General features: G+C 59.5%; 12 protein-coding genes. 11 read left to right on the forward strand and 1 reads right to left on the reverse strand.

Annotated features, from left to right (window positions below; translation table 11 throughout):
* Positions 1–228: 228 nt before the first annotated feature.
* Positions 229–1,071 (reverse strand): ChaN family lipoprotein, encoded by an 843-nt coding sequence (locus AC11W3_RS02990; protein ID WP_484090492.1) that lies wholly within the window; start codon positions 1,069–1,071, stop codon positions 229–231.
* A gap of 199 nt (positions 1,072–1,270) precedes the next feature.
* On the opposite strand from AC11W3_RS02990, the gene AC11W3_RS02995 reads away from it, so the two are divergent.
* The 11 genes from AC11W3_RS02995 to AC11W3_RS03045 all read left to right on the forward strand — a co-directional run bounded on the left by AC11W3_RS02995 (position 1,271) and on the right by AC11W3_RS03045 (position 14,974).
* Positions 1,271–3,337, forward strand: a complete 2,067-nt coding sequence (locus AC11W3_RS02995; protein WP_484090493.1) for a M1 family metallopeptidase — start codon at positions 1,271–1,273, stop codon at positions 3,335–3,337.
* Between the two features lie 70 nt (positions 3,338–3,407).
* Positions 3,408–4,709 (forward strand): NAD(P)/FAD-dependent oxidoreductase, encoded by a 1,302-nt coding sequence (locus AC11W3_RS03000; protein WP_484090494.1) that lies wholly within the window; start codon positions 3,408–3,410, stop codon positions 4,707–4,709.
* 757 nt (positions 4,710–5,466) lie between these two features.
* Positions 5,467–6,285 carry a flagellin N-terminal helical domain-containing protein gene (locus AC11W3_RS03005; protein WP_484090495.1) on the forward strand — a complete coding sequence of 273 codons (819 nt, stop codon included), beginning with the start codon at positions 5,467–5,469 and terminating at the stop codon, positions 6,283–6,285.
* A 55-nt stretch (positions 6,286–6,340) separates the two neighbouring features.
* Positions 6,341–6,574, forward strand: a complete 234-nt coding sequence (locus AC11W3_RS03010; RefSeq protein ID WP_484090496.1) for a hypothetical protein — start codon at positions 6,341–6,343, stop codon at positions 6,572–6,574.
* Positions 6,575–6,619: 45 nt separating this feature from the next.
* Positions 6,620–7,993, forward strand: coding sequence for a TIGR03013 family XrtA/PEP-CTERM system glycosyltransferase (locus AC11W3_RS03015; RefSeq protein WP_484090497.1), 1,374 nt, complete (start codon positions 6,620–6,622; stop codon positions 7,991–7,993).
* Between the two features lie 137 nt (positions 7,994–8,130).
* Entirely contained in the window at positions 8,131–8,925 is a 795-nt protein-coding gene (locus AC11W3_RS03020) for a polysaccharide biosynthesis/export family protein (protein ID WP_484090498.1), read from the forward strand.
* 57 nt (positions 8,926–8,982) lie between these two features.
* Positions 8,983–10,476 carry an XrtA system polysaccharide chain length determinant gene (locus tag AC11W3_RS03025; RefSeq protein ID WP_484090499.1) on the forward strand — a complete coding sequence of 498 codons (1,494 nt, stop codon included), beginning with the start codon at positions 8,983–8,985 and terminating at the stop codon, positions 10,474–10,476.
* 23 nt (positions 10,477–10,499) lie between these two features.
* Positions 10,500–11,360, forward strand: a complete 861-nt coding sequence (locus AC11W3_RS03030) for an XrtA-associated tyrosine autokinase (RefSeq protein WP_484090500.1) — start codon at positions 10,500–10,502, stop codon at positions 11,358–11,360.
* Positions 11,361–11,393: 33 nt separating this feature from the next.
* Complete coding sequence (locus tag AC11W3_RS03035; protein WP_484090501.1) at positions 11,394–12,581, forward strand: XrtA/PEP-CTERM system-associated ATPase; 1,188 nt, start codon at positions 11,394–11,396, stop codon at positions 12,579–12,581.
* On the forward strand, positions 12,581–13,843 hold the full coding sequence (locus tag AC11W3_RS03040) for a TIGR03016 family PEP-CTERM system-associated outer membrane protein (protein WP_484090502.1): 1,263 nt from the start codon (positions 12,581–12,583) through the stop codon (positions 13,841–13,843). The genes AC11W3_RS03035 and AC11W3_RS03040 overlap by 1 nt, the downstream gene beginning before the upstream one ends.
* 78 nt (positions 13,844–13,921) lie before the next feature.
* Entirely contained in the window at positions 13,922–14,974 is a 1,053-nt protein-coding gene (locus AC11W3_RS03045; protein WP_484090503.1) for an NAD-dependent epimerase/dehydratase family protein, read from the forward strand.
* The last annotated feature ends 31 nt before the right edge of the window (positions 14,975–15,005 follow it).

Below are 15,005 nucleotides of genomic sequence, written 5' to 3' on the forward strand. Positions count from 1 at the left end.
CGACTTCAGGGCGAATTATCATTTGTCCCTACTTAATATCGGTGCTTGAACTTTTAAGCAAAGCCATTTACTCTTGTCGTTCCCGCAGTTTGAGCTTCCTCTCACACCACGGACCCGCACCTTCAACAGCAGGCGGGCACAGGAACTGGGGAAGTACGCGGAAGAGATGGGGAAGATGGAAGCCTGGGAGGATGGGGTCTACCAAGTGATGGCGGTCAGCCGGGAAGGTCACAGCCCGATCAGGTAGTCGGCTTCACTGTCCGCTACGGTCCCGGCCGCGAATTCCGGGATGTCCGGGAGGATGACGGTGCAGGCGAATCTGCCCCCGTTGCGGCCGAGATGGTCGGGAATGGCGTTCTTGATGGCGTGCCAGATCCCGGTCAGCACCACCACCTTGGTGCCGGGATGCTTGTTGAGATAGCGGGTGATAGAGAGGGCCATGCCGCTGTTGCGGAGAGTCTGGGCTTCGCAGAAATGGGTGAAGGTTTTCCCCTCCATGTGCTGGAACATCCCTTGGAAGATCTTTTTGAGAAAGACGGTATGGGGATTGTTGATGTCACAGCTTGCTCCTTGCGGGAGCCCCCGTTTTTCCTCGGCGGTCAGTGATTCAAACCCTTCGTGGGCAACCTTCCTGACTATCCCCTTCGGGACGTTAAGGGCCACCATCGGGATCCGGTTGTCCCGGGCGAAGAGGAAGATCTCCCGGTACATCTCCCAGTCAAGAGTCCAGTTGCTGGCAAAGACCATGCGGAAGGAGGCCTCATCCATCCTCCCGTTGATCCAGTCGTCCAGGTGCTGCTGGCTGGTCGATTCCATCATCTCGAGACCTATCGCCAAGGGGAGCTTTCTCTCCCACAGAGAGCGGATCAGGGCGAGCTGCAGCTCGTGATGAGTCTTGTTATCGTGCGATTCCCCTATCAGCACCAGGTCCGAATTCCCGACGTCCGCCAGGACCTGCGACAATGTGACATTTTGCCGGTCGCTCATGCGGGTGATGACTTGATGGCCGAAAGCTTGAGAGGTAACGGTTAAAAACGCCAGCGCCAGCATGATTCTCACAGTGGTTGACATGGACGCACCTCCCCGGAGCGAACCGCCTGCCCTAGACAGTGCAAGAGTACACCAGGATGCCGGCTATACAATCACGGGGGTGGATCGGTCGGCACCCGGCTCTGTCTATCATTTCCCGCCGAGGCCGCACCACTTGGACGATGACCAATCGGCCGTCGAAGGAGTTGCAATGAATGAATTGAGCATCAGGAGGTGGCTTGTGTCTCGTTTCTGGCTGGCGGCATTGGTTCTGTTCGTCTGTTTCATCCCCCGCTCCGGTCATGCCGAAGAGAGGCGGTCCCAGGTCCAGTGGCAGCACGTGGCTGTGACCTTGAAGCCGGAGAGCCATCAGCTTCTCGGCGAAAGCACCGTCATCTACTCACCGGGGATCAGCAGGGCGTCATTGAGGCTCTCCGAGAACGCCAAGATCCGGAAGGTCGAGGTGGCGGGGAAGGTGAGCGCTTATACCTTTTCAGGCGGGATGCTCTCCGTGGTACTTCCCGCCATAGGTGAACCCGTCCCGGTCACGGTCTCCTACAGCGGGACCTTCAACGATCCGGTCTCCCGCCACCCTGCAGCGGGCGAAGATCCCAGCTACGGGGTGAACGGCGCCATCACCAGGGAAGGGACCTTCCTCGGCGACGGGGCGCTGTGGTACCCTGTCCCGTCGCAGGTCCCGCTCCGCCGCTCTCTCACGGTGGCGGCGCCAGCCGGCGTCGAGGCCATCAGCTACGGTAGGCGAGTCTCCCGGGAAACGGTAGGCGCGGTGACAAGATCGAGATGGGAAGAGAAACGGCCAGTCGGGGGACTGTCCCTTTGCGCGGGGTACTATCGCATCGAGGAGAGGAGCATCAACGGCATCGCCCTCTACAGCTACCTTTATCCGGATAACGCCTCCCTGTCGTCGCGGTACCTCGATGCAGCAGCCAAGTACCTCTCCTTCTACAGCGAGCTCTTCGGCCCCTATCCCTTCGAGAAGTTCGCGGTGGTGGAGAATTTTTTCCCGACCGGATATGGCTTCCCGTCATTCACCTTGCTGGGGGGCTCGGTGATCCGGCTGCCCTTCATCATCGATACCAGCTTCCCCCATGAAATCGCCCATTCGTGGTGGGGGAACGGGATCGGGATCGATCCCAGGGAGGGAAACTGGTGCGAAGGTCTGGTGACCTACCTGGCCGATTATCTTCTGAAGGAGCGCCGCTCACCGGCGGAGGGGCGGGAGTACCGCCGGCAGTTGCTGATCGACTACGCCTCGTTGGTTACACCCGCCAACGATTTTCCCGTCACCTCCTTCGAAAGCCGCAGCGACCCGGCCTCCCGGGCCATCGGCTACGGCAAGTCCGCCATGGTCTTCCACATGGTCCGCTCCCGCATCGGCGATGGCCCCTTCTTCACGGCCTTGCGCGAGATCGCCCGGGACCGCATGTACGGCGCCGCTTCCTGGAGCGATTTTGTGCGTGCCTTCTCGCGCAGCTCCGGTACGGACCTGGCTCCTTTCATGCAGCAGTGGCTTACCCGGACCGGCGGCCCCCGGCTCTCCCTGGCCGATGTCACCACTCGCCGGGAAGGGAAGGGGTGGACGGTTTCCGGCGAGATCACCCAGGCGGCGCCTACTTACGGCATTGCGGTGCCGCTTCGAGTGGAGACGGCGGAAGGGGGGCGGCTTGAGGAGTTGGTGGAACTTCAGGGTGAAAAGACCAGCTTCACCATCTCGAGTGCCAAGGCTCCCGGCCGGCTCCTGCTGGACCCGGAAGCCCAGGTGTTCCGGATCCTTTCGCCAGGCGAGATACCGGCCACGGTGAATAGCCTGAAAGGGGCGTCCAACCTGGTGGGGGTCATGACCCCGAACTGCCGGGCAAGTGGCGAGTCCTTCAGGAACCTGCTGGCCTCCCTTTCCCAGGGGAAGGCACCGATCGTCGGGGAGGGTGAGCTGGACCGGCATGAGCTAGGGACCCGCGACCTCATCTTCTGCGGGATGCCGCAGGACAGGGCGCTCCTGCCGGTACTCCCCGGGGAGATCGAGCTCTCGGACGGGAGCTTCTCCGTGGAGGGGGAGCGCTACGCGGCTCCCGACGGGCTGCTGTTGACCGTGCTGCAGCGGTCAGGGGCAGCGGGGCGGGTGAGCGCCCTTTTCCTCCCTCTTTCGCAGGACGCAGCCGACCGCTACCTTCCGAAGATCACTCATTACGGCAAGTACGGCTACCTGGTCTTCGCCGGCGGGATAAATCGCCGCAAAGGGACTGCCGCTGCTACCGGCGGCGGGGTCGTGGCAGATCTCCATCCCTGAAGGAGCTTTTGGGATGCAGTTGCCCATTTCCCGGGTACTCTTTAGGGAGTTTTGACAGGGAGACGGGGCCATGGGGCAAGCTGCCAAGCGAGTAGTGATCATCGGAGGGGGGTTCGCCGGCCTCAACGCCGCCAAGGTGCTGGGCAACACCCCGGTCAAGGTAACCCTGGTCGACAACCGCAACCATCACCTCTTTCAACCGCTGCTCTACCAGGTGGCCTTGGCGGGACTTAATCCGGCCGATATCGCGGCCCCCATCCGGGGGATCCTTTCGCGTTTCAAGAACATCACGGTGCTCCTGGCCGAGGCCACCTCGGTGGACCTCGAGCGCCAGATGGTGATGATCAAGGACCACGGCAGTATCCCCTTTGACTATCTCATCGTGGCCAGCGGTTCCGACCACGCCTACTTCGGCCACGAGGAGTGGGAGCATGACGCTCCCGGGCTGAAGACCATCGAGCAGGCCAGGGAGATACGCAGGAGGATCCTTATCGCCTACGAGCAGGCGGAGATGAACGAGGATCCCCAGGAGAGGCAGAGGCTTTTGACCTTCGTGGTGGTGGGAGGGGGGGCGACCGGAGTTGAACTCGCCGGTGCCATCGCGGAGATGAGCAAATTCACCCTGGCCCGTGACTTCAGAAGGATCGATCCCCGCTCCAGTCGTGTAGTCCTCATCGAGGCCTCGCCGCGCATCCTGGCTTCCTTCGCCCCGGAACTTTCCCAAAACGCCGCCGACAAGCTGGCAAGGCTGGGGGTGAGGATCACGACCAACACCAGCGTGACGGCGGTCGACTCTGACGGGGTGGAGGCTGCGGGCGAGCATATCCCGGCTGGAACGGTGATATGGGCTGCGGGGGTGCGGGCCTCAGGTCTGGGGGCCACCATGGGGGTCCCGCTGGACAGCCAGGGACGGGTGCTGGTGGAGGAGGATCTAAGCGTCAAGGGGCACGACCATGTATTTGTCCTGGGCGACCTCGCCCATTTCGCGGGGCGGGACGGGAAGCCGCTGCCGGGCCTGGCCCCGGTGGCCCTGCAGCAGGGGAGAAAGGCGGCACGGAACATCCTGCGCGACCTGTCAGGGACACCCAGAAAGCCGTACCGGTATATCGACAAGGGGATGCTGGCCACCATCGGTAAGAACAAGGCGGTGGGACAGTTCCGGAAGCTGCACATCACCGGGTTCACCGCCTGGCTTGCCTGGCTGCTGGTCCATATCTACTACCTCACCGGCTTTGCCAACAGAATTCTCGTCGTTTTCCACTGGGGTTGGTCTTACATGACCTTCAAGAGAGGGGCCAGGCTGATCCTGGGCCAGGACTGGCGCATGTTCCATGTCAGAGCCGGAGAGGCTCAAAGATCAAGTAAAGGTTGAGGAAATAGAGGCAAGGCTCAGTTATGTCGGGGAAGTTCATTTTGTATTCCCAGGCGTCGTGCACACGGTGCAATGGCAATGAAAACAGCACATTGACAGCTAATATTGCTGATAGTAAGTTAATAAGATTCGTACATGGCACCCTCTAAGCCGTTCCTCATATTTCTGCAGGCACCGCCTCCCGGCCCGTTGAGCAAATTCAGCTCCCGGGAGTGACGTCGCTTGGGAGGTAGACGTGAAAGTCTTGGTAGTGGGCACTTTCCTTGTCTGGCTGTTAGTGAGCCTGGTGGCCCTGTTCCGCAGCAGAGGGGAGTGACTGTTGCTTCCCCTCCTCCCGTCCTGTCACCTGCTCCCGCTGATCCTTGGGCATTCCGGCATTGACCTTCCCTTCCGCACCCGGTCCAACGGCACTTCTGCCTCGCCGGCAACGACCTGCTCCTGCCGTGGACCGCATTTCACCTCAGGTTCCAAAGCCCTCCTGTAATTTCAGCTTCGCCATCTGATCTTCCCGTCCTGATTTAGCTCGTCATCCCTTTCCCTGGCCGCATCGCAGGTCAAACCCCACCAGTCGGTCCGGTTTAACGTTTTAATATTAAAAAATGCTTAAGTTGCGAAGCCCTCTGCCGATACCTATTTCTAGTGTGTGCAAGAAATCGCGTTCCGGGGTAGGCCACCCCATCGCAAATTGCACCAGATAACCTTTACGGTTGGAAAACCACCGGCAGAAGGCCGGGCCGCCTAGAAAAGGAGGAAAGCCATGACTGTAAGCGATATTTCCTTGACCGCCGGAATGAGGAGCAACCTCCTCAACCTCCAGAAAACCTCTTCTCTCCTGAACCGTACCCAGCAGAGGATCTCATCAGGCAAGCAGGTCAACAGCGCGCTCGACAATCCGACCAACTTCTTTGCCGCGCAGAATGCGAACCAACGCGCCAGCGACCTTTCCGACCGTAAGGACGGCATGGCCGAGGCTGTGCAGACCGTCAGCGCAGCCAATGCGGGCATTACCGCCATCACCGGTCTGATCGCCGCAGCAAAAGGTGTCGCCCAATCCGCCCTTTCAACCAGCGACCTTACTGTTCAGTCAAAGCTGGCCAAACAGTACAACACCATTCGTTCCCAGATCGACAACATTTCGTCGGACTCGGGATACCGGGGCCTTAACCTGCTGAGCGCCGTCAACACCCTGGTGGTGAACTTTAACGAGAACGCCTCCTCCAGGCTGGACGTGCTCGGGTTCCTGGCCAACTCAGACGGCCTGAGTCTCTCGGCGGCCAGTAACTCCTGGCAGACCACCTCGGATATCACCACGGATACGGCGTTGATGGATACCGCCATCTCCACCCTGCGGACAAATACCCAGACCCTGGCGGCCAACCTGAACATTATCACCACACGTCAGGACTTCACCGACAGCATGATCAACACGCTGCAGACTGGTGCCGACAACCTCACCCTTGCCGACATGAACCAGGAAGGCGCCAACATGCTGATGCTGCAGACACGGCAGTCCCTGGGGACCACCTCCCTCAGTCTGTCGTCGCAGGCGGCTCAGTCCATCCTGAGACTCTTCTAGACCGATCCCGGGCGGGATGGACTCCATCCCGCCTTCCTTCCGGAAGGAATAGATCATGACGACCCGGATCCTGCACGGTGAGGAGAGTAATCCTGCGCCGGAAATATTGTTTCAGGGTGCCGTAGCGGGGCCAGAAAGGCCGGTGTCCGAAGCCGGCAACGAGGGCGGATCTTCAGGCGGCCGGGGCGAGGGGAAGAATCTCCTGGAACTGCAGGCACGCCAGATGGTGGCGGGGAAGCCTCTGGAAAATTATTCGGAAAAAGTGCAGGTACTTCTCGGATGGCTTTAGGCCTGCCAGCGCCGGCAGGCTTACCGACGGGGCGGGAGGAGAACGATGAAGCTGCGACTAGCCCTTATGCTGCTGTGCGATGCGGTGCTGGCCTTGCTGGCCCAGTACTCTGCCATGGCCCTGTGTTTCGGAGTAACCTCGCTGTGCCAGGATTGGAGCAGAGGGCAGCTTCTAAGGACCGGGATTATTTTCGTTGCCTCCACGCTCTTCTGCTCATACCTCATGGACGTCTATGCCCTGGACCGACGCTGCAAGAAGTGGGAAGTCTTCATCAATTCGCTGCAGGCCGCGGTAACTGCCCTGCTTTTTCTTTTCGTCATCTACTTCATCGCCCCTTCCGCCATGGTGGCACAGACCGAACTGGTGATATCTGTCGCATTTTTCGCGCTGTACCAGTTCCTGTGGCACGCCTTCTCGGTATTCGCGGTACGCTCCCCTCACTTCTGCCAGCGGGTGCTCATACTCGGAACCGGTCCGCTGGCACGCCAACTGGGCGAGATGATAGAGAAGGGGGAGACCCAGTTTACTCTCGCCGGCTATGTCAGCTGTCCCGAGGCGGACGACAAGGACGGGGCTAACATTCCTACGGAGCTGCGCGTCCAGAGGGAGGGTGACCTAATCGAGACCGCGGCCAAGGCCAAAGCAGGGGTCATCGTGGTGGCGGTCTCGGAGAGACGGGGTGTGCTCCCCTTGCAGGAGATGCTGCAGTGCAAGCTTGAGGGGATTAAGGTTTTCGACGCCCCCACCTTCTATGAGACAGTCCAGGAGAAGCTGCTGCTCGAGGAGATCACCCCCAGCTGGATCATCTTCTCCGCCGGCTTTCACAGAACTAGGCTCTTTCTCTTCCTTAAGCGCTGCTTCGACATGGCCATCTCCCTGCTGGGGCTCATGCTGGCAGCCCCGTTGTTTCCCATGGTGGCCCTGGCGATCAGACTCGATTCTCCCGGTCCGGTTTTCTTCAAGCAGGTGAGGGTCGGCGGGGGCGAAAAGCTCTTCACTCTTTACAAGTTTCGATCGATGAGGACCGATGCCGAGCGCAACGGCGCGGTCTGGGCCGCTGAAAACGACTCACGCGTCACCCGGGTGGGACGGATTCTGCGGGACTACCGGATTGACGAGATACCCCAATTGATCAACGTGCTGAAGGGGGATATGAGCTTTATAGGCCCCAGGCCGGAGCGGCCGGAGTTTGTCCAGACGCTGAAAGGGCAGATCTACTACTACTCGAAGCGCCACATCCTCAAACCGGGGCTGACCGGCTGGGCGCAGGTCCGCTACCCGTACGGGGCGACTGTTGAGGATGCATTGGAAAAGCTGCGCTACGATCTTTACTACATCAAGAACCACTCGTTCATGCTTGATTCACAGATCATTTTCGAGACGCTGAAGGTTGTGGTCTTTGGTGTGGGGGGGAGATAGCGAGAGAGTAGGGACCCGGGCTGTGAGAATCATTTTTCAGGTTATACTTTAGCAGTAGCGTCAAGGGTCCTGATTTCCAAAGTCTTGTTGCCACTCTGGGGGCGATCGCGAAGTTACAGGCTTAGACGAGGTGAACCATGAACCGCATCATATCGCTCTTCGCGCTTCTTTCGCTGCTGCTCATGCCGCTCAACCTTTCCGCCGCAGATTACATGATCGGCGAGGGGGACCTGCTGGACATCGCCGTGTGGGGGGTGAAGGATCTGAACTTCCCGGTCAAGGTCCGGCCGGATGGCAAGATCACCATTCCCGGCCTGGGCGATCTGGTCGCCAGCGGCAGGAGCCCCAGTCAGCTGCAGGCAATTCTCACCGAGAGGCTCAAGGCTCTGGTGAAGAACCCCATCGTGACAGTCACCGTGAAGGAGATCACCAACAGCAAGGTCTACGTGTTCGGTTCCGGTGTCAAGGCTTCGGTGCACGATCTATCCCAGAGAACCACCCTGTTGCAGCTGCTCTGCACCCTGCCGGAGGTAAAGCTGGCCGACCTGAAAAACGCCTACCTGCTGCGCGGAGGCAAGAAGGTGAAGGCTGATTTCTTCAAGCTCTTCATCGAGGGGGACATAAAGGAAGATCTCCTTCTTCAGTCCGGCGATTCCCTATTCATGCCGCTGCTCAACGAGCGCAGCGTCTATGTGGTCGGCGCGGTCCAAACGCCCAAGGCACTCGAATACCGTCAGGGTATGAAGGTGATGGAGGCGATCCTGGAGTCTGGAGGTTTTACCAAATTCGCAGACCAGAACGACGTGGTGGTAAGAAGGAAGGGGGGGGAGTTCGAGGTCAAGGCCAAGAAGCTTTTCAACGATGGCGATCTGACCCAGAACATCGAACTGAAGGCGGGTGACTACGTGATAGTCAAGGAAAGCTTCTTTTAGAGCTTGAGGATTCGCCGGAGCCGAGCTGACTCCGGAGTATCCCAGAGGAAGTGCCTTATGCAGTCTTCCCAGATAGACTACAAGAAGTATCTGAACCTGGCATTGCGGCGCAAGGAACTCTTCGCTGTCCTGGCGCTTCTGATCATGACCGTCGCCTTTGCCGTCATTTACCTGCTGCCGAGGCAGTACGAGTCGAGCAGCACGGTCTTTATCGAGAAGAACGTGATCAGTGAACTGGTCAGGGGGATCACGGTGACCCCCTCCCTGGATGACAGCATCAACGTCCTCAACTATGCCATAACCAGCCGCAGCCTGATGTCCAAGGTGATCGACACCATGCACCTAGATCCGGGTAAGAAGCAGCGCGACCGCGAGGCGCTGATCAAGAGGCTGCAGGCCAACACCACCGTGAAGGTCAAGGACAAAAACCAGTTCACCATCTCCTTCACCGACGGCAACCCGCGCCTGGCAAGAGATTTCGTCAACACCCTGGTTTCGATCTACATCAACGAGAATATGTCCTCCAAGCGCGGAGAATCATACGAAGCCACCAACTTTCTCTCCGACCAGATTAAATCCTTCGGGGCACGGTTTGAGAAAGCCGAGGACCAGGTCAACGCGTACAAGCGCGAGAAGGGAGGGCTGATCTCCCTCGATGAGGGGAGGCTTTTCCAGGATATATCACAGGCCCGGCAGAAGCTCTATGACCTGGAACTCAGGCGCCGTCAGCTCGAGGGGATGCGGCAGGTAACCAGACGGGTCGACGATCCCCTGCAGTCCAAGCTGGGCGCCCTGCAGAAGAAGCTCGAAGAGCTGCAGGTTCAGTACACCGAGAACTTCCCCGAAGTGGTCCAGGTCAAGGGGGAGATCGCCGCGGTCAAGGAGCAGCTTAAGGGGAGACGGTCACGGACCCAGGTAGACAGCCAGGAGGTGGGTAGAATCGATGCGGAGGTAGCTGCCATAAGGATCAGCGAGGAAGGGCTGCGCCGCTACATAGCCTCCAATTCGGCGCTTTTGCAGGAGATCCCCGCAGCCAAGGCCGGTCTCGAAAAGCTGGAGATGGAGAAGCAGAACCAGAAAAAGATCTACGACCAGCTCTTCGCCCGGCAAGGGCAATCCGAGGTCTCGAAGCAGATGGAGGTGGAAGACAAGTCGACTACCTTCAGGGTCATCGACCCTGCCGTGCTGCCGGCGAAGCCCAGTAGTCCCAATAGGCTCAGGCTGATGCTCATGGGCATTTTTGCCGGTCTTGCCGGCAGCTTTGCCATCATCTTTCTGCTGGAGCAGCTGGACGGTTCGGTGAAGGACGTTGAATTCGTCAAGGGGCTGGGTGCGCCGGTGCTGGCCATCATTCCCCGTATCCAGGACCCGGCCCAGGTGGTACAGCAGCGCCGGCGGACAACCTGCTTCTTCGCCGCGACCGGATTATACCTGCTGGTGATTCTTTCCTTACCGGTGCTGGAGCTGCTGGAGCTGCCTTACGTGGATCGGCTGCTGAGCCATGGAACAAGTAGTCATGCCGGACAGGTCTTTGGGGCTAAGGTGCGCTAGCGTAAGAGTCCAAGGGGCTTTTTATGAGCAGAATCGAAACGGCAATGGAGAAAGCTGCCAGGCTTAGGGCTGAGAGAGGGGGAGGGGAGCTCGGTCCGTCCTCGGCCGAGGCTGCGGAGACCCCTGTTCCGCAGTATGGGAAGCTCACACCGAAAAATCCCTTCCTGGTTGGTCTCAACGACCCGTTCTCGCCAACGGCTGAGGAGTACCGGAAACTGAAGTCGGCGCTGGTGCAGATATCCAAGGCTGAAGGGCACTTCAGGAACGCCTTCCTGGTCACCAGTTCCGTCCCCTGCGAGGGGAAGAGCCTGACAGCCTTGAACCTTGCCATGAGCCTCGCCCAGGAGTTCGATCACACCGTGCTACTCATCGATGCCGATCTGCGCAAGCCGTCCTTGCACCGCTATCTGGAGATCGAGCGAGGGGTGGGGCTTTCCGATGTGCTCCTCGACCGGGCGCAGATGTCAGAGGCCATCCTGGCCACCGGCATCGGGAAGCTGTCACTGCTGCGGTCGGGATCTCCGGTGGAGAACCCCGCAGAGTTTTTCTCCTCCTCCAGGATGAGGAGTGTGGTGGAAAGGCTCAGAAGTTCCTATCCCGACCGCTATCTGATCTTCGACACCCCGCCGGTCCTTCCTTTTGCCGAGACGAGGTCGCTGGCAAACCTAGTGGACGGCGTGATCTTCGTGATCATGGAGAGGCTGGTCTCGCAGGCAAACGTGCACGAGGCACTGGAGGCCCTGAAAGCCTGCCGGGTCTGCGGCACTGTCTACAATGCAGCCCTGGGCGGCAGCCATGAAGAGCGTTATTCCCACTACCACGGCTATTACCACAGGGAAGAAAAAGAGCGCCAGGCAGAGGTCGCGACGGGCGCCACTTCCTGAGGAAGGCCCCTTACTTCCCACCCGGGAGACCGCATGTACGAGGAATTTTTCCAGCTGCGCAGAAAGCCGTTCGAGCTGGTGCCCGATCCGGAATTCATCTATCTGAGCCATTCCCACAAGAGGGCGCTCACCTACCTTGACTACGGCGTAAGGGAGCGGGCTGGCTTCATCTTGCTCACCGGAGACGTAGGCTCCGGAAAGACCACCCTGATCAGAGACATGATCGGCAAGCACTACGACAGAGTGGTGCTTGCCAAGGTCTTCAATACCCGCGTGACCTCCGACCAACTGCTGGCGATGATCAACGACGACTTCGGCCTTACCGTCTCTGGAAAGGACAAGGTAGCGCTGATGCGGGATCTCAACGACTTCCTGCTCCAGCAGTTCGCCGCCGGTCATCAGCCGATCCTTGTCATCGACGAGGCCCAGAACCTTGCAGCTGAGCTCCTTGAGGAGGTCCGCCTACTGTCCAATCTGGAGAACTCGCAGAGCAAGCTGCTCCAGATCGTGCTGGTGGGACAGCCAGAGTTGCGCAGGACGCTGGCCGCACCGGCGCTGCTGCAACTGCGGCAGCGAATCGGAATCAGCTGCCACCTGAGGCCGCTCACCCGGCAGGAGGTGGCTGAATACGTGGTTCACCGGCTATCGGTGGCGGGCAACGAAGCGGCACTGGAATTCCCCCTGGAAGCGATGGACCTAGTTTTCAGGTACAGCAGGGGGATCCCCAGACTGATCAATATCTTCTGCGACTTCATCATGCTGGCCGCCTTTGCCGAGGAGACCAGGGTAGCATCTCTGGAGATCGTCAACGACGTGATACAGGACCTCGATTTCGAAAACCACTTCTGGGGGAGCGACCCGCACCAGTCCCAGTCCCAGCAGGAGCCCATCGAGCTGACGGCGGTGGAACCTGACGTCGATCTTCCTTCCGGCTCGGCCTTGGCGGAGATCAGCGGGCGTCTCGATGACATGGAGAGGGAAAGCAATGACCATCTCGCTGCTTTGAAGGAACTTTGCGAAACCATGGCCCTGTTCAGAGCCGAAGTTGCAACCCAGGTGGCCGCCCACGAGGCGATGGCGAGGGAACTCCGCGCCAAGGTGGAATCGGTATCGTGCGAGCTGCAATACCTGGAGCTGTGCCGCACCGAGCCTGCTTCGGCCTCGGTGGGCTTCACCCGTCAGCTGATCGACGGCATTACCGGCAGCAACGGCAAAAAGTGATGAAACGGCCCACTAGGGACATCGTCTCATGCCTGATAGGCCTCGTTGCCGTCGCCCCGGTAGCAGCAGCCGAGCTTCGTTTCACTCCCACGTTCGCCCTGACCGAAGACATCACCGATAACGCCAACGAGACCCATTCCCACAGGCGCGCAGAGCTCCTCACCGTAGTCCAGCCGGGGGTGGGGGTCAATTACCTCAATTCCTCATCCGAGTTAAATGTCCTCTATCAATTCGACTACCGCTACTATGCCGAGAAGACCAGGAGTAGCGACATAAGTCACACCCTTAACCTTGCCGGATCCTTCGCCCTCGTGCAGCAGTATCTGAGGCTCGATGTCAGCGATGTCTTCAGCCGCGTTTCCCTCGATGTCGCCCGCGACACCACGGCAGAGAGCGGATACCACGACCAGACCGACCAAAACAGCGTCACCATCTCCCCGTATCTGCAGTGGCGGATGGGTGAAAAAACCGAGCTTAAAGCCGGGGGCCGCTACACCGACACCCGCTACTGGAGCGACGCGGCAGTCGATCGTCAGCAGATCGGGGCTTTCGCCGAGCTAAGCCACCAGGTTTCCTCCAGGCTGACCGTGAACGGGAGCTACGTCTTCCTCGATAACAAGACCAAGAGCGGCGCTGCCTTCAGTAATACCACCAGCATCGGCAGGTACCGCGATCACAGCGCTACCGCAGGGTTCAGGTACGAGTACGCCGACCGTTCGTTCATCTCCGGGAGCGCCGGAAATAGCTGGCAGCACTTTTCCAGGAAGAGGAGTAAGAGCTATCCCATCTGGGATGCCGCCCTCAGCAAGCAGTTCGATACCGCCCTAGCCACGCTGGAAACGAAGCGGCGCTACGTCGAGGATCCACTCTCGGCATCCTTGCTTCAGACGACTCACAGCTTCAGGATCGACAAGCTGCTAAAACGCTCCACCGTCGGGCTTTCCGCCTCCTACAATGACTACGTCGCTCCGTACGACCCACTTTCCAACCGCCACGGCGTCATAGTGTCGGGCACCGGGACCCGGGAACTCGGTCCCAATCTTACCTCGTCGCTCACCCTCACGGGAGACTGGCTGAGTCGCAGGAACTCCGTCGATTACCCCTACCACCTCACCGCCACCGGCACGTTGCTCTATATGCTAGGTCCCAAGAGCAACGTCGACCTGACCTATACCTACGCTACCTATCGCTACAAGCCTGGTCAGGCCAGTGGTTCTGTTGACGTCAACCGAGTGGTCGTGCAGTTGAAGAGGACGTTCTAGGGGAGTAGCAGATGCTCGATCACATCGAATAGAATGAGACGGTAGCGTGAGGCTAATCAAGTTGTGAAGGAGAGCGGCATGAAAATTCTCATCACCGGCAATATGGGGTATGTGGGTCCGTGTGTAGTGAGACAGCTGAGGGCATCATATCCTGAAGCCTCGATCGTAGGGGTAGACACCGGTTTCTTTTCCGGTTGCCTTACCCCCCAAGATTTTCTCCCCGAGCTAAGGCTCGATCAGCAGCTTTTTGCCGATGTGAGGTGGCTCCCTGAAAAGGCGCTGGAAGGGGTCGATGCGGTGGTGCATCTGGCAGCCATATCCAACGATCCCATCGGTAACCTCTACGAGAACGTCACCATGGAGATCAACCACAAGGCGTCGGTGAAACTTGCCCAGCGGGCGAAAAGGGCGGGGGTGCGGAGCTTCGCTTACGCCTCAAGCTGCAGCGTCTACGGATCGGCTCAGGAGTCCGACCGCACCGAGGAGTCGCCGGTGAATCCACTGACGGCCTATGCTCGTTCCAAGGCCCAGACCGAAGTTGATCTCAAGCCGCTGGCCGACGAGCGCTTCACGGTGACCTGTCTCAGGTTTGCCACCGCCTGCGGCCTGAGCGAAAGGCTCCGCCTCGACCTGGTACTGAACGATTTTGTGGCGGGAGCCGTGGCCGCGGGCGAGATACAGATCTTGAGCGACGGCACGCCATGGCGGCCACTGATCAACGTCAACGATATGGCTCGCGCCTTCGACTGGGCGGTCGGGCGTGATCGCGATTGCGGGGGGCACTACCTCGTGGTCAACGTTGGCGGGGAGTGGGGGAACTACCGCGTGAAGGAGTTGGCAGACGCGGTAGCGCGCGTGGTTCCGGGGGTGAGGGTGAAGGTGAACGAACATGCCCAGCCGGACAAGCGCTCCTACCGGGTCAATTTCGAGCTCTTCAAGAAGCTGGCACCCAACCACGGCCCCATCCACGACCTGGAGAGGTCCATTGTCGAGCTCAAGAAGGGGCTCGAAATGCTGAACTTCAGGGATCGTGAGTTCCGCTCCTCCTTTTTCATGCGCCTCGTGCAACTGAGCGACCTGCGGGGAAAGGGTCTTTTGACAGAGGATCTTAGATGGAGCCACCGCTCCTGATCTTTATTCGGGTCCGTTTCGGCAGCGTACC

This window comes from Geomonas sp. (assembly GCF_056994735.1).